This is a genomic window from Halomonas litopenaei, assembly GCF_003045775.1.
GTDB lineage: Bacteria > Pseudomonadota > Gammaproteobacteria > Pseudomonadales > Halomonadaceae > Halomonas > Halomonas litopenaei.
On record NZ_PXNS01000001.1, the window covers coordinates 662,773 to 682,783 of the forward strand.

At 66.8% G+C, this 20,011-nt stretch carries 14 protein-coding genes and 1 tRNA gene; 1 reads left to right on the forward strand and 14 read right to left on the reverse strand.

Annotated elements, in window-relative coordinates; all coding sequences use genetic code 11:
• Positions 1 to 139: 139 nt before the first annotated feature.
• The 12 genes from C6W88_RS03055 to C6W88_RS03110 form a co-directional block, all read right to left on the reverse strand.
• Complete coding sequence (locus C6W88_RS03055; RefSeq protein ID WP_197037051.1) at positions 140 to 2,482, reverse strand: tetratricopeptide repeat protein; 2,343 nt, start codon at positions 2,480 to 2,482, stop codon at positions 140 to 142.
• A gap of 118 nt (positions 2,483 to 2,600) precedes the next feature.
• A complete protein-coding gene (locus tag C6W88_RS03060) occupies positions 2,601 to 4,274 on the reverse strand; it encodes a BatD family protein (RefSeq protein ID WP_108131413.1) in 1,674 nt (557 codons plus the stop codon).
• Positions 4,271 to 5,920: a VWA domain-containing protein gene (locus tag C6W88_RS03065; RefSeq protein WP_108131414.1), complete on the reverse strand. Its 1,650-nt coding sequence runs from the start codon at positions 5,918 to 5,920 to the stop codon at positions 4,271 to 4,273. The genes C6W88_RS03060 and C6W88_RS03065 overlap by 4 nt, the downstream gene beginning before the upstream one ends.
• The gene (locus C6W88_RS03070; protein ID WP_108131415.1) at positions 5,917 to 6,984 is read right to left on the reverse strand and encodes a VWA domain-containing protein; all 1,068 of its coding nucleotides are present in this window, start codon (positions 6,982 to 6,984) and stop codon (positions 5,917 to 5,919) included. Before C6W88_RS03070 ends, C6W88_RS03065 begins: the two co-directional genes overlap by 4 nt.
• Positions 6,981 to 7,508, reverse strand: a complete 528-nt coding sequence (locus C6W88_RS03075; RefSeq protein ID WP_108131416.1) for a DUF4381 domain-containing protein — start codon at positions 7,506 to 7,508, stop codon at positions 6,981 to 6,983. The genes C6W88_RS03070 and C6W88_RS03075 overlap by 4 nt, the downstream gene beginning before the upstream one ends.
• Positions 7,505 to 8,539 carry a DUF58 domain-containing protein gene (locus tag C6W88_RS03080; RefSeq protein WP_108131417.1) on the reverse strand — a complete coding sequence of 345 codons (1,035 nt, stop codon included), beginning with the start codon at positions 8,537 to 8,539 and terminating at the stop codon, positions 7,505 to 7,507. The genes C6W88_RS03075 and C6W88_RS03080 overlap by 4 nt, the downstream gene beginning before the upstream one ends.
• A 108-nt stretch (positions 8,540 to 8,647) precedes the next feature.
• On the reverse strand, positions 8,648 to 9,646 hold the full coding sequence (locus tag C6W88_RS03085) for an AAA family ATPase (protein WP_108131418.1): 999 nt from the start codon (positions 9,644 to 9,646) through the stop codon (positions 8,648 to 8,650).
• Entirely contained in the window at positions 9,643 to 10,647 is a 1,005-nt protein-coding gene (locus C6W88_RS03090) for an HAD family hydrolase (protein ID WP_108131419.1), read from the reverse strand. Before C6W88_RS03090 ends, C6W88_RS03085 begins: the two co-directional genes overlap by 4 nt.
• 99 nt (positions 10,648 to 10,746) lie before the next feature.
• Positions 10,747 to 12,300, reverse strand: coding sequence for an arylsulfatase (locus C6W88_RS03095; protein WP_108131420.1), 1,554 nt, complete (start codon positions 12,298 to 12,300; stop codon positions 10,747 to 10,749).
• Between the two features lie 444 nt (positions 12,301 to 12,744).
• Positions 12,745 to 12,821, reverse strand: a tRNA-Arg gene (locus C6W88_RS03100).
• Between the two features lie 139 nt (positions 12,822 to 12,960).
• Entirely contained in the window at positions 12,961 to 13,647 is a 687-nt protein-coding gene (locus tag C6W88_RS03105; protein ID WP_108131634.1) for a haloacid dehalogenase type II, read from the reverse strand.
• 117 nt (positions 13,648 to 13,764) lie between these two features.
• Entirely contained in the window at positions 13,765 to 14,319 is a 555-nt protein-coding gene (locus C6W88_RS03110; protein ID WP_108131421.1) for a carboxymuconolactone decarboxylase family protein, read from the reverse strand.
• A 236-nt stretch (positions 14,320 to 14,555) separates the two neighbouring features.
• On the opposite strand from C6W88_RS03110, the gene C6W88_RS03115 reads away from it, so the two are divergent.
• Complete coding sequence (locus C6W88_RS03115) at positions 14,556 to 15,152, forward strand: TetR/AcrR family transcriptional regulator (RefSeq protein ID WP_108131422.1); 597 nt, start codon at positions 14,556 to 14,558, stop codon at positions 15,150 to 15,152.
• 94 nt (positions 15,153 to 15,246) lie between these two features.
• Here the strand turns inward: C6W88_RS03115 and C6W88_RS03120 are convergent, their stop codons facing one another.
• Together C6W88_RS03120 and C6W88_RS03125 are read right to left on the reverse strand one after the other, a co-directional pair.
• A complete protein-coding gene (locus tag C6W88_RS03120) occupies positions 15,247 to 18,459 on the reverse strand; it encodes an efflux RND transporter permease subunit (protein WP_197037052.1) in 3,213 nt (1,070 codons plus the stop codon).
• The gene (locus C6W88_RS03125) at positions 18,456 to 19,979 is read right to left on the reverse strand and encodes an efflux RND transporter periplasmic adaptor subunit (protein WP_108131423.1); all 1,524 of its coding nucleotides are present in this window, start codon (positions 19,977 to 19,979) and stop codon (positions 18,456 to 18,458) included. Before C6W88_RS03125 ends, C6W88_RS03120 begins: the two co-directional genes overlap by 4 nt.
• Between the last annotated feature and the right edge of the window lie 32 nt (positions 19,980 to 20,011).

The window sequence follows — 20,011 nt, forward strand, 5'->3', positions numbered from 1 at the left end:
CCCAACCAACGACCCCACCGCCAACCACCCGACGACTCTTTGGCTGTCGCATCAGCGCCTGGGCGACGTCGGTCGACGTCCGATGACGCCCAGGCACTTTTTCATCCAGGCCGAAGGGGGCAGGGCATCTTCAGGGATGCTATTGATTGCCGCGTAGCTGGCGCTCCAGCTGCCCCAGTCGTGGGTCGTCCGGGCGTAGTCGGCGCAACTCGGCCAGGGCCGACAGCGCCTGGGGGATGCGCCCGCTGGTGGCGTTGACGTAGACCAGGGCGTAGAGCAGGTCGGGATCTCCGGGTGCCTGCCGGCGTCCCTGTTCGAGTGCCGCCAGGGCCTCGTCCTTGCGTCCCAGGCGGTCCAGCATCAGTCCGCGGTTGTAGTGGGTGCGGGCGTGGTCCGGGCGCCATTCGGCCGCCTTCTCGAGCCAGGACAGGGCCTCTTCCATCCCACCCTCTTCTTGCATCCCTCCATCCTCTGCCAGCGACAGTGCCAGCAGGTAGGCCAGGTGGCCTCGATCCGGTGCGGGCATGCCATCGAGGGCGATGCCGTCCTTCAGCAGTGCTCGGGCGTCCTGTTGGCGGCCTTCGGCGCTGAGCTGGGTGACCAGGTTGGCGCGGGCCGGCAGGAAGTAGGGGTCCATCGCCAGCGCCGCACGATACTGTTGCTCGGCTTCGTCCTCGCGTCCGGTACGCGCCAGCAGTACCGCCAGGTTGAGGCGGTTGCCGGGCAGGTCGGCGTTCTGCTCCAGGCGCCGCTCGTAGTCGCGACGTGCCTCGAGAAAGGCTGCACGACGCTCTTGTGGCATGACCATCAACGAGGTGCCGGCCAGCGCCTTGACCGCCTCGTCGCGTACCGCCAGGCGTTCGTCATCGATCAATGGAAGCAGCAGCTCGACCCTGGCGCCTTCGGGGGCCTGGGCGAATACTGGCGCTGCGGCGGCACGGACCAGTGGGGACTCGTCTTGCAGCGCCTGCTCAAGCGTCGGCAGGGCGTCGCCGGCAAAGGGGGTGAGCGCGTCCACCGCGGTGGCGCGCACTATGTCCGGAGTATCGTCATCCTCAATCAGCGCCTTCAGATAGTCCGGCGCTTCAGGGCGGCCCAGGCGGGCCGACTGAAGCGCCACACCGTAGTGGGAACGACTGGCGCTGCGGCTGTCGTCACCGAACCACTCACGAATCTGCGCCGCGGCGTCGGCGGGCGACAGGTCCTGGTGGCAGCCGGTGCAGGCGTCGGGGCTACCGGTGGCCTCGGCGAGATCCGGGCGGGGCACCCGGAAGCTGTGGTCGCGACGCGGGTCCACCACCATGTAGGTGGTCTCGGGCATATGGCAGCTCACGCACTGGGCGCCTTCGCTGCCGGGGGTATGGTGATGGTGCTCGGGACTGTCGTAGTTGTTGCGCTGCATGGTCGGGAAGCGCGGCGGAGGCGCCGGGTTGTGGCACTGCAGGCACAGGCCGTTGCCCTCGATCTTTACCTCGCTGGTATGCGGGTCATGACAGTCCATGCAGCTGACACCCTGCTGGTACATGCGGCTCTGGGTGAACGAGCCATAGACGTAGACCTCGCCCTGGATCTGGCCGTCGGCGTGGTACATGCCCTCGCCCAACAGGCTCGGCAGGGCGGCATCGGTCAGCGGAGCACCATGCACCGGGCCCGCGCCCAGCATCTGGCGGCGACTGTGGCAGCGAGCGCACTGCTCGACCAGCTCGGGGGCGTCCATGTCGGCGAGATCCAGGGCAAGGCCCATATCGCCGGCTGAGGCGGGAGAGGACGCGGGAGCGACTTCGTCGGCCTGCCACCGGGCCGCCCAGTCCAGGTGATCCTGGGCGGGGCCGTGGCAACTCTGGCAGCCGACACTCTGCTCGTGCCAGGTGGTGGCGAAGCTGTCGCTTTCAAGATCGTAGTGCTTCTCGAGGTTGGTCGAGTGGCAGTCGGCGCACATGGCGTTCCAGTTCTGGTAGCGCCCGCGCCAGTGCAGGGGGTCATCCGGGGTAAACGCCTGGCCCGGGTAGAGCGAGAACCAGCGCTGCCCACCTTCGTCGGCGGGGCGCGAGTCCCAGGCGATGGTCAAACTCTGCAGTCGTCCCCCTGGCTGCTCTACCAGATACTGCTGCAGCGGGCGTACGCCGAAGGTGTGGCGGATCTCGAAGGTCTCGGCGGGGTCCTGTGGGCCTTCCAGAGTCGCCAGGAAGGTATCGCCTCGGCGGTGAAAGCGTGCCTTGACCTCGCCATCCTCGAAGCTGGCGTCGTCGAAGTCGCCCAGTACATTGTCGGGGGTGGCGTCGCGCAGCGCCCAGGCGTGGTCGGAATCCTGCCATGCCTGGGTCTCGGCCTCGTGACAGGAGGCGCAGCTTCCTTCGGGGGCGTAGCCCTTGGCTTCGGTGGCCGTCGTCGGGGGCGTTCCCTGAGGCGCCTGGGCAATGCTCTCCGGTGCGGCCAGCAACCCCGCCATCAGGGCCATGGCAAGCGCTGGTGCCGATACCATCGAAAGCGCTGGTGTCAGCGTCGACGAAAGCGCAGGTGCGGGCCCTGTGGACTCGACGCTCGGAAGGAGCGTCGCAAGTCGAGCACGCAGGCATCGAAGAAAGGATAAACGGCCAGGTTCACGCATTACGTCGGGTCACTTGTGCAGTCGGGTTCAACGCCGTCAGGCGGTCGTGGGCAAGCTGTCGGTTTGCAGAGCGCGATGATGCAAGCTCTCGTGCACTTGGCAGGGCCTGTGCCAGGCGTTGCCAGAGGGATTCTTTACTGTCCATGCCATCGCCTTCGCCGCCGCCATCCCCATCGCTGCCGCCGTCGCCACCAGTATCGCGAAAACCTGCCGCTGGCTTGGCGATCTCGCGATCGGGACCGAGGCGGGCGCGACACAGGGCGTCGAGTCGGTTGGCAAAGCGGGCGCGCGCCTCGCTATTGCTGTCCAGATGGGGTTCCAGGGCCTCCCAGTGTCGGCGCACCGCGACCAGGTCGCGGGCATCGAGGGATCGCTTCAGGCGATGAAGCCCGGCCACGCCGCTGGCCTCGCGACGCTGGCGCTGTTGTTGCTGGTGATATTGCCAATGCGCACGCACCTTGGCACCGATGGCAAGGCGCCGCCACAGCCAGGCGGTGAGCGACACCAGCAGCACCAGTCCCAGCAGCCAGGGCAAGACGCCGAGAACGAGGCGCGACCAGTCCTCTGCGCTGCGAGCGGCGCGGGGTGCCGAGACGCTGACCTCGAGTGGCGCAAGCTCTGCCTGCTCCAGGCTGTCGCTCTCGGGATCGTACCAGCGCAGCGAGACTCCGGGCAGAGAACTCTTGCCACCGGTTTCTGCCACATAGGTCACGCGGTCGGTACGGGTGCCGCCATCGCTGGACTCTTCAAGGCGTGGTGTCTCGGGATAGACCCCGAGCGGGGCCATCGCTGTCTCGTCGCCTGCCTCCTTGGCCGGTGCAGACAGCAGGTCGGGCAGCAGCAGAGCGCTGCCGCCGCTCAGTCGCGCGGTGACCGTGCGGGTGACGCTGTCGCCGGCCTCGAGCTCGATGGGGCCGCTGTCACCGTCGGCACCGTCTTGCTCCGGTGACTGTCGGTCGTCGCCCGCGTTTTCGGTGTCGTCAGCATCACCATCGTCTCCTTTCTGGCCCTGCGCCTGCTCACCGTTCTTGCCATTCTCTCCGTTCTTGCCGTTCTTGCCGTTCTCTCCGTGCTTGCCCGCTCGCACGATCTCGAGCGTCTGGGTCAGCTCGATGTCGCGGGCCGACAGATAGGGCTCGAGTCCCTCGGCGGCCTCGGGCAGCTGGGCCGTCAGGGTCACCGGTGGCAGGGTGAGGCGTTGCTGGGTCGGGGAGTTGTCCTCGGGAGAGGCGTAGGTGACCTCGAGGCTGCCGCTGCCCAGTTCGAAGCGTCCGGCGGACAGTGGCGTCAGGCGATAGCGGCGCGATACACCGGACCAGGTCTTTCCATCGACGCGCTGGCTGGTCGGGGTGGTGGCGCGATCGCCCAGGGTCACCCTGAGCCCCGGCTGGTCCAGGCTCGGAAAGGTGACAGGCTCAGGCATCCAGGTGGGTACCAGCACCTGGACACGCAGCTCGGCGCTGTCGCCGGGCGCCAGCTCCTGCGGCTCGAGCTCGACCGTGAGCCGGACCGGGGACGAGCTGGTATTCGCCGCTGTCGCTGCGGCCGAGCAAAGTGTCGACATCAGCGCCAGCGACGACAGCAGCAACGACAGCAGCATGAGCCCCGCCAGACTCGGCGCACTCTTGCCAGGGCGCGAGGCGCGGCTGACTCGACGTGGGTTCATGGCGCCGTCTCCCTGTCGTTGTCGCTATCACGATCACTATCGGTCCCACTCACGGAGCTAGCGGGAGCCTGCGCCTCGATGGCGAAGCGCTGGCGTAGGAAGTCGCTGGTATCGGTGTCCAGGGTCTCGATCCACTGCTCGGCGGTGATCTGCTGGCCAGGTTTCTCCACCGGCTGTTCGGTGTCCTCACCCCGGGCCTCTTCATTGTCGAATACCACGTCGTCGGCGCCGATGCCGAGCTCCTCGCCGGTATCGGACTGCTCACGGGTGTCCTCGACGTAGGCGAGTATCTCCCTGGCCAGTTCCAGGTTGCGTTGACCTTCGGGATAGTCGGGGTCGCGCTCGAGCACCGTCTCGAAGGCGTCGATGGCGGGGCGGTACTGACGATTCTTGATCAGCGCCAGACCCTGGGTGAAGGCAGCATCGGCGCTGTCGAGCCGTTCGAGCACCTCGACCGCCGCCTGGTACTGGCCATCGCGGTAGAGCGCATAGCCGAGCCAGGCCGGATCCTCGAAGTGGCGGGCCGCACGGCCGTAGTCGTTGTGTTCGGCCCACCATCGGCCCTGCTGGTCCGGCGTCAGAAAGGCGTCTGCGAGGCCTTGGGTCAGCCTTCCCGCCAGGCTGGTGTCGAGGGTCTCGGTGGCCCTGGACGCCTCCTGGGCCAGGGCCGGCGTGACGGGCCCGGCCCACAGCACCGGCAGCAGCGCCAGGCCGGACAGGCCGAGCTGCCAGCCGCGGCGAAAGCCCAGTAGAGCGAGCAGTGCCGCCGGCCAGGCCAGCCATACGCCGCGATCCTCCCAGGCCAGGCGGTCGTCATCGCGTAGCGCCTGCTGGTAGGTGGCGGCCAGACGGCGGGTGATCTCGTCCACGTCGGCGTCGTCAACGCTCAGCCCCACGCGGGTCGCGCCTGCCACCGACGCCGTGCTTGTCCCGGAGCTGCGGGGAGCGTTCACGTCCAGCACCAGCAGGGTGTCATCCTCGCCGAGACCGGCCGTGACGGAACCCTGCGCGGTGACGCCGTCGCTCACCAGCAGTACCGCGCCGGGAAGCCCTGCGTTGTCGCGTCGAGCCCCGTCGAGCACGCTGGCGGCAAGCGCCAGCGCTTGCCCGGCGGCGTCGCCGTCTTCCGGCATGACGTCGCTGGAAAGCCCCTCGAGGTAGGGCGTGACCAGCGCCGGGTCGTCGGTCAGCGGCACCACCTGGTGGGCACTGCCGGCGTAGGCGATCAAGGCGGTACGGGCGCCGTCGCGACGTTCGAGCAGGGTCTGGATCTTGTGCTTGGCGCGCTCCAGGCGGCTTGGTGGCACGTCGCTCTGGTCCATGCTGGCGCTGACCTCCAGCACCACCACCAGCGGGGCGCTCTGGGCGATCAGCGGGTTGGGCATGCGCGTCCAGGCGGGACCGGCAACGCCCAGGATCAGCAGGATGGCGAGCAGCGCCAGGGTGTCCAGCGGCCGCAGTCGGCGGCGGTCGTGCCCATCGGCACGCAGGGCAGATGCCAGGTGGGGGGCAAAATGGTCACCGCCGATGTCCGCCGAGGGGGTCCGGCGGCGCCACCACCACAGCACCACCACCAGCGGCAGCAGCAGGCACCACAGTGGACGCAGCAGGTGCAGCGCGGAGAGACCGTCGAGCCATTCGCTCATGGCGTGCCCTCCTGCGTGTTGTCGCCGCGGCTGGTATCAGGGTGTTCGGCGACGTCTGTCCGGGTATCTGCCTTCCCGCCAGCGGGAGCGCCAGCCGTCCGTGAGCGGACCAACTGCCGGCGATCGAGCGCCAGGGTCAGCAGCACCAGCGCCGCCGCCAGAGCGAGCGGCCAGTGACTCAGCGAGCGGTGCTCGCGATAGCTGTGGGTGGCGACCTCACGCGGTGCCAGTTCATCGATCCGCGCGTAGATGGCGGCAAGTGCCTGCTGGTCGGTGGCGGTGAAGAAGGCGCCGTCGGTGGTCTCGGCGATGGCCTCGAGGGTTTCGCTATCGACGCGGTTTTCGCCGCTGCCCTGAGGATCACCCATGGCGATGGTGATCACCCGCACGTCGCGCTCGGCGGCGATGGAGGCGGCGTTGATGGGGCTCATGCGGCTGCCGGTGTCGGCGCCGTCGGACAGCAGGATCAACAGCCGCTGTTCCACGTCGCTTGCCTCGAACTGGCGGATGGCCAGACCCATGGCGTCACCCAGCGCGGTATGCGGGCCGGCCATGCCGACCTCGGTCTGGTCGAGCAGCGTGGTCAGCGTCTTGAGGTCCTCGGTCAGCGGCGCCTGGACGTAGGCCCGCGAGCCAAACACGATCAGCGCCAGACGCTCGCCCTCGCGATCGGCGACGAAGTCGGCGATGACCTCCTTGACCGCCGCCAGGCGCTGGCGGGGCTCACCCTCGGCATCGATCAGGTCGGACTCATCCATGCTGCCGGAGATGTCCACCGCCAGGATCAGGTCGCGGGCGGCGCTCTGCCAGACGATGGGTTCGCTGAGTTTCTCCGGACGGGCCAGGGCCAGCACGATCAGTCCCCACACCAGCGGCTGTGTCAGCCGAGCCAGCGGCGAGCGCTGGCGGCCGCGCGGAACCGAGACACCGGCGGCCTCCACCAGTCGCTGAAAGAACGGCAGGCGCAGCGCTGCCAGCCGTTGGCGGTGGGCTGGCAGCAGCCAGTAGGCCAGTAACGGCAGCGGCAGCAGGGCCAGCGCCCAGGGCGTCGCCAGTTCGATCATGACGCCGACTCCTGGGGAATATCGCGACGGTGGTGGCGGATCCAGCGTCGGCTCAGTGCCACGAGTTCCGCCGATGGGGGATTGGTGCCGTCTGTCGGGGTGGCCCGGTAGGGCGCCGTGGACAGCTCCTGGCCCAGCGGGCCGTCGAAATGCGGGGTGCGTCTGTCGCCCAGGCTTGCATCGAGAAAGCGCCACCAGCGCTGGCCGGTCAGGCCGGCGACACGCTCTCGCGGATAGGCAGAGAGGGCGGTCCGCCTGAGGATCTCCGCCAGGGCGATCGCTCCTTCGTCATCCAGGCGCTGGTCGAGCTCGATCAGGGCGGCGCGGCGATAGGCATCGGCACGCCAGCGCAGATACCGACGGATGCCCCATAGCGCCAATAGCGCCACTATCACGACGGCCAGCAGCGACCAGCCCCAGGTCTGGGGTATCCAGGGGATCGCAGGGGGAACCGGTGCCTCGGACAGCTGATCGATCAGGTCGGGCAACATCACGATATCGTCGTTGCTCGCAGCGGTACTCATCGCGGCCCCCCTGTCGCCGGGTCATCGCCAGCGTCTGAACCAGCAGCACCCTCGGACGGCAGCCCCAGTAAGGTACGCAGCTGGGGCAGGGTGGGGGAGCCCGCAGACAGCGACGCCAGGCCGACGCCAAGCTGTCGTGACCAGCGCTCAAGCTGCTGGCGGCGCTCCCTGGCCACGCTTTCCAACGCCCGGCGCTGATCGGCGTCGGAGGTATCAAAGCGGGCGTGGCGTTGACCGTCGGTGGCCACGCAGGCGAGGTCGTCAGGCAAGCGCTCGGACAAGGGGTCGCTGACCGCCACCAGCATCAGGTCATTGTGGCGGCGGATGGCGCCGAGCAGTGCTTCGGTGCGCGGGCCCGGAACGTCGAAATCGCTGAGCAGGATGATCAGGTGGTCACGGCTGGCCAGGCGTGCCACCGACGTCAGTACCTGATCCAGCGAGGTCGGCGCGGGTGCCTTGCGCTGTGGATGCAAGGCCTGGTTGGCCTGGGCCAGGGCGCTCAGGTAGCGCATCAGCTGGGCCCGGGAGCGACGCGGTCGGAACTCTTCGACGGCCTCGTCGCTGACCACGATGCCGCCCACCCGGTCGCCCTGCTCCAGCACAGCGAAGCCCAGCAGCGCGGCGGCTTCGGCGGCGGTGACCGACTTCATGGCGTGGCGGCTGCCGAAGAACATCGACATGCGCTGGTCGACCACCAACAGGGCGGGGCGATCGCGCTCTTCGGTGAACACCCGTACATGGGGAGTGCCGGTGCGCGCGGTGACCCGCCAGTCGATGTTGCGCACGTCGTCCGATGGCTGATAGTCGCGTAGTTCAAGGAAGTCCAGGCCGCGCCCCCGGAGGTGCGAGCCATGGCGGCCATTGAGCACGCTGCGAGCCGGCTGGCGCGGCAGCAGTCGCAGGCGGCGGCCCTGGGGTTCCAGCGCCGTCAGCTGGGCCAGGTCCAGGTGCACGCGCGGATCCAGCGTGGTTCGCTCCGTGGAGCCGGGCACCGTCCGGGAAGCCGGGTGTCTGGCGAATGGCAGGCGCATCGATACCTCTTGTCCAGGGATCCGTCCCTTGCCGGGGCGAGGCTCACGCCATGGCGAAGTCTGGCGGCTAGAAGGCGTGTACGGACCGGGTTTGCACGAGACCAGGCCTCAGGGGAGCGCCACGCAGCCAAGCAGGGTGGCGACCGCGTCGTCGGCGCTGAAGCCCTGGCCCTGGGCCTCGAAGCTCAGCCCGATGCGGTGGCGCAGCACCTCCGGAGCCACCTGCTGGACGTCCACCGGATCCACGTAGTCGCGGCCTTCGAGCCAGGCGTGGGCGCGGGCGCAACGGTCGAGCGCCAGCGAGGCGCGCGGGCTGGCGCCGAGTTCGATGTAGCGGGCCAGGTCGTCGCTGAAGTCCGCCGGGTGACGGGTGGCGTCCACCAGCGTAGCCATGTACTGCTCCATCGGCTCGGCCACGTGCAGGGCGGCGATCTCGCGGCGGGCGGCGAAGATCGCCTCCTGGGCCAGGGCCACGGGGACCTGAGCAGGAGCGTCGCCGGCGGCCGGGCTTGCCTCGCGATTGTTGGCCTGCTCTTCCTGACGCACCAGGCGAATCACCTGAACCTCTTCCTCGCGGCTGGGGTAGTCGACCCGCACATGCATCATGAAGCGGTCCATCTGCGCCTCGGGCAGCGGGTAGGTGCCTTCCTGCTCGATCGGGTTCTGGGTAGCCAGCACCATGAACAGCGCCGGCATCTTGTGGGTCGTGCCGCCCACCGTGACCTGGCGCTCCTCCATGGCCTCGAGCAGGGCCGACTGTACCTTGGCCGGGGCGCGGTTGATCTCGTCGGCCAGCACCAGATTGGCGAACAGCGGGCCCGGGTGAAAGCGGAATACCGCGCCTTCCTCGCCCTGATGGTAGACCTCGCTGCCGGTCACGTCGGAAGGCAGCAGGTCGGGCGTGAACTGGATACGACTGAAGTCGGCCTCCAGGTGGCGCGCCATGGCCTTGACCGCGCGGGTCTTGGCCAGTCCCGGCAGGCCTTCGATCAGCAGGTTGCCGCCGGCCAGCAGGCCGATCACCAGCCGCCGAATGACGTCGCGCTGGCCGATGATCGACTCGCCGATGGCGGCCTCGAGTCCCTTGATGTCGTCGTTGAGGCTCATGGTTTCTCCGGGTAAAGGCGTTGCCAGTCGCGGGCCATGTCGATCAACTGCCAGTCGCGCGCTTCAGCCTGTTCCAGGCCATCGGCCAGGCGTCCGATATGGCTGTCGCTGTCGTAGGCGACCTCGCGCTCGCCATCGGTGTGGTGAACCAGCACGCCAAGGCGCGGGCCTTCGCCCTCGGTGGTCCAGATCAGCATCGGCACGTCGCCGTCTGAGTTGCCCACGGCGAGAATAGGGCGCTGGCCCAGATGGCGGTTGATCGATATCACCTTGCCGGGGCCGTCATCGAGCCAGATGTCGCCGCCGCGCTTGTAGAGCTGCGGATCGTCTTCGAGATCGACCAGTTCCATCTCGCCGGTACTGCCGATGATGTTCTGGGGCGGCACGCCATAGACGTCGCTGGCGAAGACGCGCATGAACTCGAGCCCGCCACCGGAGACGATGTAGGTCGAGAAGCCGTGGTCGCGCAGATAGCCGAGCAGTTCGAGCATCGGCTGGTAGACCATGTCGGTGTAGAAGCGGCCGGTCGCGGGGTGGGTGGCGTTGGCCAGCCAGTCGCTCACGTCCTGCTGGAAGTCACTCAGCGACAGGTCCTGGTGGGACAGCGACAGCAGCGCCTGGATGCCTTCCTCGCCTGCCTCCAGCAGGGTGTCGATGTCACCTTCGGCGGCGGCCTTCTTGAGCGGCGTGTCGAGCGCCTCGGGGTCGGCCTCGCTGGCGCGGTCCAGGGCGTAGAGCAACTGGGTGTAGGCGGGCTGTTCACTCCACAGGGTGCCATCGTTGTCGAACACCGCGATGCGTCGCTCCTGTGGCACGAAGTCTTCGCTGTCCGGATCGCTGGTGGTCTCGACAAAGTCGACGATGGTGCTCTTGCTGTGACCGGCATTCCAGGAAGGCAGCGGGTCGGCCAGTGCCATCGCAGGAAGCAGAGACAACAGTACCGCGGGCAGCAGCGTTGCCAGTGACTGTCGTTGGAGGATGCTCGGATTAGGGGGATTCATGCACTCGGTTCCTTGAGAGAATGGAAGGGGCTCTTCGACCCGTCTTTTTTCACCGACGAGCCGCCCCCGGGGGAGCGGCTCGTGGCGTTCAAGCCGGCGTTAGTGAACGCTGGCGGGTTGTTCCAGGGCTTCCATTACCTGATCCAGACTGAAACTTGCTGCCTTCATGCGTGGCGGAAACTCCTTGAAGGTCTCCAGGAAGTTTGCCACATAGGACTGGGCGGGCAGGGCCAGGAAGGAGTGATCCAGCAACCAGTCATAGTAGGTGTTGGAGGTCAGCTGAGCACGCTCGTAGGGATCGCGGCGAAGGTTGAACATCAAGGGGACACGCAGCGGGGTGAAGGGGTTCGCCCACACTTCGAAGGTACCCTCGATGCGCTGCTCCATGAACACCAGCTTCCAGTCATCGTAGCGCAGCGCGGTCAGGTCACCGTCATCGGAGAAGTAGAACACCTCATGACGGGGGCCTTCCTCACTTTCCCCGGTGAGCAGGGGCAGGAAGTTGTAGCCGTCCAGATGTACGTTGTACTCGCGACCGATGGCCTGAACGCCACCCTCCAGCAGGTCCTGCTTGATGGAATCGTTGCCGACGGCGGCCATGAAGGTCGGCATCCAGTCCATGTGGTGCATGACCTCGTTGGAGATGGAGCCTTCCTCGATCTGACCTGGCCAGCGGACCATGGCGGGTACCCGCCAGCCGCCTTCCCAGTTGGTGTTCTTTTCACCGCGGAATGGCGTCATGCCAGCGTCGGGCCAGGTATTCATGTGCGGCCCGTTGTCGGTGGAGTAGAACACGATGGTGTTGTCGGCGATGCCCAGCTCGTCAAGCTTGTCGAGGAACTGGCCCACGTGCATGTCGTGCTCGACCATACCGTCGGCGTATTCGTTCTGACCGGAGATACCGCGCAGCTCGTCCTTGACGTGGGTACGGAAGTGCATGCGGGTGGCGTTCCACCAGACAAACCAGGGGGTGCCCTCGGCGGTCTTGCGCTCGATGAAGTCCAGCGCCGCGGCGGAGGATTCCTCGTCGATGGTCTCCATTCGCTGGCTTGTCAGCGGTCCGGTGTCCTCGATCTGCCCGTCGGCGCTGGACTTGATTACCCCACGGGGGCCGAAGGCCTCGCGGAAGGTACGCCCGTCCGGCATTTCCATATCGGCAGGGTAGTCCGGGTGCTCGGGTTCTTCCTCGGCGTTGAGGTGATAGAGGTTACCGAAGAATTCGTCGAAACCGTGATTGGTCGGCAGGTGTTCGTCGCGATCACCCAGGTGGTTCTTGCCGAACTGGCCGGTGGCGTAGCCTTCGGCCTTGAGCAGGGCGGCGATGGTCGGGTCCTTCTCGCTGATGCCCTGAGCGGCGCCCGGCAGGCCGACCTTGGATAGCCCTGTGCGAAACACGCTCTGGCCGGTGATGAAGGACGAGCGGCCGGCGGTGCAGGACTGTTCACCATAGTAGTCGGTGAACATCATGCCTTCGTCGGCGATGCGGTCAATATTGGGGGTCTGGTAGCCCACCAGACCGTGGGTGAAGGCCGAAATATTGGACTGCCCGATATCGTCGCCCCACAGCACCAGGATGTTGGGTTTGGACGAGTTCCCGTTGTCCTGCTGCTGGGAGTCATTCTCCTGGGCAAGCACCGACGTGGACATCGTCATGATAAGGCTGGCCGCTAGATAACCGCTCCAGCGTTGCGCTCTGTTGCGATAAGGATTGAATGCGAACACCGTCTGTCTCCCTGACCCGGTCACGTACGACGATGACCAGTGATTTGACGCGATGAGAGGCTCCAAGGGAGCCCGATCGAACGAGTATAGGAGGAGTTGTTGACGATTCAGTGCAACAGAAGAGGTAAGGCGGGGGAGGATAATCAGGGTAAGGAGAGAAAGCGTCTCATTGCGGCGAGAAAGTCCGATGTTGGCGGACGTTTCGCGTCAAATACAAGGAGTTGCTGGATTGTCGTATTTTTGTAAAAAAGTGTTTTGATGACGCGGTCGACGTCGGTACAGAAATTGGAAGGGCGTCGAACGAAAGATCAGATAGAAAGGCTAGACAGAAAAGCCAGAAAGAAAAGACAGACAAGATACAAGAAAGACAATCGATGGCGCGCCCGGGAGGATTCGAACCTCCGACCACCTGATTCGTAGTCAGGTACTCTATCCAGCTGAGCTACGGGCGCGCAGATGCCGCAGGGGATGCGGCGTCGAGAGGCTGCGCATGGTAGAGCAAAGAATGTGATTTCGCAAGGTGTCTTCGGGAGGCAGTACCAGGCCCGGCCTGCGGGACTGGCCGCCGAATCAAGTAGCGGAGCTGCTTGATCAGGAACCAATCAACCGATCCGCCAACTTGCCGATATCGTCGACGCTATAGTCCGGTACCGGGACGCCGTCCGCCGGCAACATGGCGTTGTAGGGTCGTAGCACCAGTGCACCCTGCCAGCCGGCGGCCTGGGCGCCGATGGTATCCCACAGGTGGCAGGCAATCAGGCACAGTCTAGATGGCGGTGTCTGCATGGCCTCGGCGACCTGGGCGTAGGTGTCCGGCGCGGGCTTGAACTTTTTGACCTGGTCGACGCTGAACGAGCGCTCGAAATACTCGGCCAGTCCTGCCTTTTCCAGCGGCGTGGGGCCAGCGCCCGGTGCCGAGTTGGTCAGGGTGACCATGCGAAAGCCGGCCTGACGAAGCCGCTCGAGTGCCGGGGCCACGTCGGAGTGCGCCGGCATGGAGCCGATGCGCTCACCCAGTTCGTCGAGATCGTTCTGCTCGAGGGTGACCCCGTGAATCTCGGCGGTCATGCGCAGGGCGCCTGCGCCGAGTTGGCCGAAGGGCGTATAGAGACCCGACAGGGTCATCGACTGGGAGTAGAGGATCAGCTGGGCGAACCATTCGCGCAGCATCGCCGGGTCGCCGAACAGCCGATCGAACAGCGGCTCAAGGTGGGTCAGGTCGAGCAACGTTTCGTTGACGTCGAAGACCAGCACGTCGGGGCGTTCTGGGGCAGTCATGGCGTCTCCTTGATCGAGCCCGTCGCGATCGACGGGGCCTTCGGTGGCCTCGGCCAGGTACCACGACCAGGCACCACGACAGGACGCCACAGTAGCGTCCTGTCGATAGGGTGGTCGTTACTCGGCCTTCTTCCAGTCGAACTTGGCGAAGGGTTCGTCCACCGGGGTGTTGGCCAGGTGATTGGTGTAGTTGCTCATGACCTTCTGGGACAGGGCCAGGATCACTTCGAGCACCTGGCGCTTAGTGTAGCCGGCGTCGAGGAAGGCCTGCACGGCGTCGTCATCGACGTTGCCACGTTCGCGCACGACCGACAGGGTGAAGGTACGCAGCGCTTCGAGGCGCTCGTTGGGCAGCGGGTCTTCGTTGCGCAGGGCGTCGGAGACGGCGTCATCCACTTCCATCTGCTTGGCGATGGCGGTGTGGGCCGGCACGCAGTAGTGACAGTTGTGCTCGACGTTGATGGTTTGCCACACCACGGTGGTTTCCTCGGCATCGAAGGAGGAATCCAGAAATAGCTGGTGCAGGCGCTGGTAGCCTTCCAGCAGGCCCGGTGCCTCGGCCATGACCGCGTGCAGGTTGGGGATCATGCCAAAGGCGTTGACCGAGTTGTCGAGCAGTGCCTGGCTCTCTTCGGGGGCGCTTTGCTTGTCGTGGAGGCTAAAGTCGGTCATCGGGTTCTCCTGTGTGATGGCGCCTGTGGCAAGGCCGCAGACCGTTGCAGACCGGGGCGTTGCACGCGCCATTGATTCCGAATTTTTTGAGCGATTGCTCAAAATTGGCCGCCAGCAGGCCCTGCTGAAAGCCGTTCGGGCACACTCTAGCTATACCTGAGCGATCACTCAAGTTAAAATTTGAGCAGTTGCTCAATTTTCTGAAGGCCGTACCGGCCACGACACCGGACCCATCCATGCCGCGCGCGACACTACACAACCGTCAGGATTCGCTTGAACGTGCCCTGCACCTGTTCTGGCAGAAGGGGTTCCACGCTACCTCGCTCAAGGACCTGGAACGCACCCTCGATATGCGGCCGGGCAGCATCTATGCCGCCTTCGGCAGCAAGGATGCGTTGTTTCAGGAGGCGCTGGAACGCTATGCCCGGCTCGGGCTGGTCGAGCTCGAGCGTACCCTGGCCGAGTACGACTCGCCCTTGGCGGGGCTGGCCGCCTACCTGCGCAAGCTGGGCTGTCTGCGGGACCAGGAGCTTCCCAGCCGGGCCTGCATGCTGGTGAAGAGCCTGCTGGAGTTGGGCGAGCGAGAGCAGGCGGCGCTGGGCAAGGCCGAGGCCTTGCTCGAGGCCATGGAAGCCGGCTTCGTCGAGCAGTTTCGCGCAGCCAAGGACGCCGGAGAGCTTGAGCCGAGCGCCGACCCGGTGCGCCTGGGACGGCGGCTACAGGCCGAGGTGATGGGCCTTCGCGCCTACGCCCAGCGCGAGGTCGACAGCCAGGCGGTGCACGCCCTGGCCGACGATATGGCCCGCTCGATCGAGGCACTGCGGCTTTCCTGATAGCGGCCGCCTGTTCTGATGCACGTCCGCCAATGGTGGGCCGCCTGCCGAGTCCGACGTTGGTGCAACGCCAGACTCGGCAGCGGACAGGGCCTCAGGAGGCGGAGGGTGATGTCGCCTCGGGTGACGCGGTATCGCTATCGGTATCGCTATCGCTATCGCCTGAGCGTGGCCGGCGACGTTCCACCAGGCGACGCACGCCCACATAGAACAGCGGGGTCAGCAAGAGCCCGAACAGGGTCACCCCGATCATCCCGTAGAACACCGCCACGCCCATCGCCTGACGCATTTCGCTACCCGCACCGGAGGCCAGCATCAGCGGGATGACGCCCGCGGTGAAGGCCACCGAGGTCATCAGGATCGGCCGCAGGCGCAGGCGGCAGGCGGTCAGCACGGCGTCCAGTCGCGACTGTCCCTGGCTCTGCTGCTCGCGGGCGAACTCCACCAGCAGGATGGCGTTCTTGCAGGCCAGCGCCACCAGCACGATCAAGCCGATGCGGGTGAAGATGTTGTTGTCACCGCCGGTCAGCCACACACCGGCCATGGCCGACAGCAGCGTCATCGGCACGATCAGGATGATCGAGAACGGTAGCGACCAGCTCTCGTACTGGGCCGCCAGCACCAGGAACACCAGCAGCACCACCAGCGGGAAGACGTAGATCATGGTGTTGCCCGCCAGCACCTGCTGGTAGGTGACCTCGGTCCACTCGTAGGCCACGCCGGCCGGCAGGGTGGTGGCCAGCACCTCCTCGATCGCCTGCTTGGCCTGGTCACTGGACATGCCCGGCGCCGGCGAGCCGTTGATGTCGGCGCTGACGAAGGTGTTGTAGTGCATGACCCGGTCCGGCCCGGTGGTCGGGCTGATCTCGACGAAGCTGCCCAGCGGGATCATCCGGCCGTCGTTGCTGCGCACCTTGAGCTGGCGGATGGCCTCGGCGTCCAGGCGGTATTCGGCGTCGGCCTGGGCGCGTACCTGATAGGTCCGGCCGAAGCGGTTGATGTCGTTGACGTAGAGCGACCCCAGGTAGATCTGCAGGGTGTCGAACACCGCGTCCAGCGAGACATTCATCACCAGCGCCTGCTCGCGGTCCACCTCCACGTCGTACTGCGGCACCTGGATGCGATAGCTCGAGTAGACACCGGCCAGCCGCGGGTCCTGATTGGCGGCGCCGACCACCGCCTGGGTCGCCTCGAACAGCCCGTCGAAGCCGACGTTGCCGCGGTCCTGCAGCTGCAGCTTGAAGCCCCCGGTGGTGCCGAGGCCAAGGATCGGCGGAGGCGGGAACACCGCCACGTAGGCCTCGTCGATCTGGGCGAACTGGGCATTGAGGCGGGCGGCGATGGCGCCGGCCGAAAGCTCCGGCGACTGGCGCTCGTCGAAGGGCGCAAGCGGGGTGAAGACGATGCCCGAGTTGGAGGCATTGACGAAGCCATTCACCGAAAGACCGGGGAAGGCCACGGTGTTGGCCACGCCCGGCGTTGCCAGGGCGATCTCCTGCATCTCGGCGAGCACCTCGCTGGTGCGCTCGAGGCTCGCGGCGTCGGGTAACTGGGCCATGGCCACCAGGTATTGCTTGTCCTGGGACGGAATGAAGCCGCCGGGGACCTCCTGAAACAGCTTGCCGGTGAGTCCCAGCAACGCCAGGTAGCCGAGACCGACGATCAGCCCGAAGCGCAGCAGGCGACGAATCAGCCCGGTGTAGCCCCGCGACATGGCAGCGAAGGCGCGGTTGAAGGGGGCGAACAGCCAGCGGCCGAACAGGGCGTCGATCAGCCGGGTCAGCCAGTCGGGCTTCGCCCCGTGGGGCTTGAGCAACAGCGCCGACAGCGCCGGTGACAGGGTCAGCGAGTTGAACGCCGAGATCAGCGTCGAGATGGTGATGGTCAGCGCGAACTGCTGGTAGAACTGGCCGGTCAGACCGCTGATGAAGGCGGTCGGCACGAATACTGCGGTCAGCACCAGGGCGATGGCGATGATCGGCCCGGTGACCTCGCTCATGGCGATGCGGGTGGCCTCATAGGGCGAGTGGCCGAGTTCGATATTGCGCTCGACGTTCTCCACCACCACGATGGCGTCGTCCACCACGATGCCGATGGCCAGCACCAGGCCGAACAGCGACAGCGTATTGATCGACACACCGATCAGCTGCATCACCGCGAAGGTGCCGATCAGCGAGACCGGCACCGCGATCAGCGGAATCAGCGATGCTCGCCAGGTCTGCAGGAACAGCACCACCACGACCACCACCAGCAGCACCGCCTCCAGCAGCGTATGCACCACCGCCTCGATGGAGCCGCGCACGAACACCGTGGGGTCATAGACGATGTCGTAGTCGACGCCGTCGGGGAAGGACTCGGCGGCCTCGGCCATATAGTTGCGCACGCCGTCGGACAGGGCGATGGCGTTGGAGCCCGGACGCTGGAACACCGGCAAGGCCACCGCGTCCTTGCCGTCGAGCTGGGCGCGCAGGGCGTACTGGTCGGCGCCGAGCTCCACCCGGGCGACGTCGCCCAGGCGGGTGATGCGGCCGTCGTCGTCCACCCGGATCACGATCTGGCGAAATTCTTCAGGCGAGGACAACCGTCCCTTGACGTTGAGCAGACGCTGGAACTGGCTTTCGCGCGGGGCCGGCTGGGCGCCCAGGCTGCCGGCGGCGACCTGCTGGTTCTGCTCACGCAGCGCCGCCACCACGTCGCTGGCGCCGAGGCCCCGGGAGGCGATGGCGTCCGGGTCTAGCCACACCCGCATGGCGTACTCGCCGGCCCCAAACAGGCCGACGTCACCCACACCCTCGAGGCGTGCGATGTCGTCCTGCAGGTTCAGCCGCGCGAAGTTCGACAGCCATAGTTGGTCGTAGCGCCCATCCGGTGAGGTCAGGTGGACCACCATGGTCAGGTTGGGCGACGACTTCTCGGTGGTCACCCCCAGCGCCTGGACCTCCTGGGGCAGGCGAGGCGTGGCGCGGGCCACCCGGTTCTGGACGTTGACCTGGGCCTGGTCCAGGTCGGTGCCGAGGGCGAAGGTCACGGTCAGCGTCAGGTTGCCGTCGGCGGTGGACTGGGAGTCCATGTACAGCATGCCTTCGACCCCGGTGATCTCCTGCTCCAGCGGGGTGGCCACGGTCTTGGCGATGACCTCCGGATTGGCGCCGGGGTAGTTGGCCTTGACCACCACGGTGGGCGGCACCACCTCGGGGTATTCAGAGACCGGCAGCTTGAACAGCGCCAGGCTGCCAGCCACCACGATCAGGATCGACAGCACCGCAGCGAACACCGGGCGTCGGATAAAGAAGTTCGACAGGTTCATGTGCGCGCAGGCTCCTGATCGAGGTGCTTGGCGTCGGCGGCCAGCGTGCCCGCATCGCCAGTGGTGTCGTCCGGAGCGGCATCGGCAACCGGGCCGGGGACCAATTCAGAGACAGACGCAGTGGGGGAGCCGGGCGCGGCGTCGAGGCGTTCGGCCAGGCGACGGGTACGCTCTCGCAGTTGCTCCAGCGGGGCGCGGTCGGGGCCGTCGACCAGCGCAGGAGAGATCGCCATGCCGGGGCCGAACTTCGAAGGACCGGCGGCGACCACGGACTCACCGCCCTCGAGCCCTTCGCTGATCTCGCGCCAGGCCCCGAAGCGGGCGCCGGTGGTGACCTTGCGGTAGGCGAGTTTGCCCTGTTCGTCGGCGACCAGTACAAAGTTGGCGTCGAGGTCGGTGCCAATGGCGCGGTCGGGCACCAGCACCCCATCGCGATGGCGGGCGGCAGCGATTCGCACCCGGGCGAAGGCGCCGGGGCGCAGCGAGGGATGCCCGGCGTCGAAGCGAGCGCGCACCCTCAGGGTGCCGGTGGCCTCATCGACCCGGTTGTCGATAAAGTCGAGCTCGCCCTGGTAGGCGAAGTCGTCCTGGCCGGCGAGCTGCAGTTCTACCGGCCAGCCCTGATCGGCGGTAATCTCGGCAAAGTCGCGGTTCCAGCTGCGCTCGTCGATATCGAAGTAGGCGTCGACCTGGTCGGTGCTGACGATGGTGGTCAACACGCTCTGGCCGGCGCTGACCACGTTGCCCACCGTCAGGTCGGCGCGGGAGACGCGACCGCTGATCGGCGCGCTGACCTCGGCGTGGGCCAGATCGAGACGAGCACTGTCGAGCTGTGCCTGCAGCGAGGCGACCTCGGCATTCTGGGCCTGGGCACTGGCGCGCCGGGCCTCGGCTTCCTCGCGGGCCATCAGGTTGCGCCCGACCAGCTGATTGGCACGGTTGGCCTCACCGTTGGCGCGGGCCAGCTCGGCCCGGCCCCTGGCAAGCCCCGCCTCCAGCTCACGCACCCGCGCCTCGAAGGGCGCCAGGTCCAGGCGCACCAGCGGTTGGCCCTGTTCGACCAGGGAGCCTTCCTCGAACAGGATCTCGGCCACCTGACCGGTGACCCGGGGGCGCAGGGTGACACGCTCGGGAGCCTCGAGGCGGGTGGTGTAGCGATACCAGTTCGAGACCGGCTGACGCACCGCCTGAACCACCTCGACCCGAGGCGCGGGCGCAGAGCCCGCGCCATCGGCAGCGTCACCCTGTCCTCCCTGGCCCTTGCCGGGTTGGCAGGCTGCCAGCAACAGCGCCAGGGCGGCGAGCCCCAGGCCACGGGCCAGGCGACGTATTGCACGAGGTGTCTTACGCGGTGCTGTACGACGTGCCGTGCGACTCGCCTTGCGATGTCCAGTGCGGCCAGCGCTATCGGCACCCCCTCGAGCAGGCTGGTCGTCAGACTGCGGTGGCGATACGGCAAGCGCAGGGGAGGGGGCAGGCGACACCACCTGGGGGTCGCACGGGGGGCGTTGGTCGGACATCTGGCGACTCCTGAGCAAAAGGTTCGCCAGTG

What these genes read in the sequence shown, in the direction of transcription:
- C6W88_RS03090 (WP_108131419.1), bottom strand. Translation starts at nt 10,647, where the DNA reads ATGAATCCCCCTAATCCGAGCATCCTCCAACGACAGTCACTGGCAACG.
- C6W88_RS03110 (WP_108131421.1), bottom strand. Translation starts at nt 14,319, where the DNA reads ATGACCGACTTTAGCCTCCACGACAAGCAAAGCGCCCCCGAAGAGAGC.
- C6W88_RS03055 (WP_197037051.1), bottom strand. Translation starts at nt 2,482, where the DNA reads ATGGTATCGGCACCAGCGCTTGCCATGGCCCTGATGGCGGGGTTGCTG.
- C6W88_RS03070 (WP_108131415.1), bottom strand. Translation starts at nt 6,984, where the DNA reads ATGATCGAACTGGCGACGCCCTGGGCGCTGGCCCTGCTGCCGCTGCCG.
- C6W88_RS03105 (WP_108131634.1), bottom strand. Translation starts at nt 13,647, where the DNA reads ATGACTGCCCCAGAACGCCCCGACGTGCTGGTCTTCGACGTCAACGAA.
- C6W88_RS03080 (WP_108131417.1), bottom strand. Translation starts at nt 8,539, where the DNA reads ATGCGCCTGCCATTCGCCAGACACCCGGCTTCCCGGACGGTGCCCGGC.
- C6W88_RS03120 (WP_197037052.1), bottom strand. Translation starts at nt 18,459, where the DNA reads ATGAACCTGTCGAACTTCTTTATCCGACGCCCGGTGTTCGCTGCGGTG.
- C6W88_RS03060 (WP_108131413.1), bottom strand. Translation starts at nt 4,274, where the DNA reads ATGAACCCACGTCGAGTCAGCCGCGCCTCGCGCCCTGGCAAGAGTGCG.
- C6W88_RS03115 (WP_108131422.1), top strand. Translation starts at nt 14,556, where the DNA reads ATGCCGCGCGCGACACTACACAACCGTCAGGATTCGCTTGAACGTGCC.
- C6W88_RS03085 (WP_108131418.1), bottom strand. Translation starts at nt 9,646, where the DNA reads ATGAGCCTCAACGACGACATCAAGGGACTCGAGGCCGCCATCGGCGAG.
- C6W88_RS03095 (WP_108131420.1), bottom strand. Translation starts at nt 12,300, where the DNA reads ATGACGATGTCCACGTCGGTGCTTGCCCAGGAGAATGACTCCCAGCAG.
- C6W88_RS03125 (WP_108131423.1), bottom strand. Translation starts at nt 19,979, where the DNA reads ATGTCCGACCAACGCCCCCCGTGCGACCCCCAGGTGGTGTCGCCTGCC.
- C6W88_RS03065 (WP_108131414.1), bottom strand. Translation starts at nt 5,920, where the DNA reads ATGAGCGAATGGCTCGACGGTCTCTCCGCGCTGCACCTGCTGCGTCCA.
- C6W88_RS03075 (WP_108131416.1), bottom strand. Translation starts at nt 7,508, where the DNA reads ATGAGTACCGCTGCGAGCAACGACGATATCGTGATGTTGCCCGACCTG.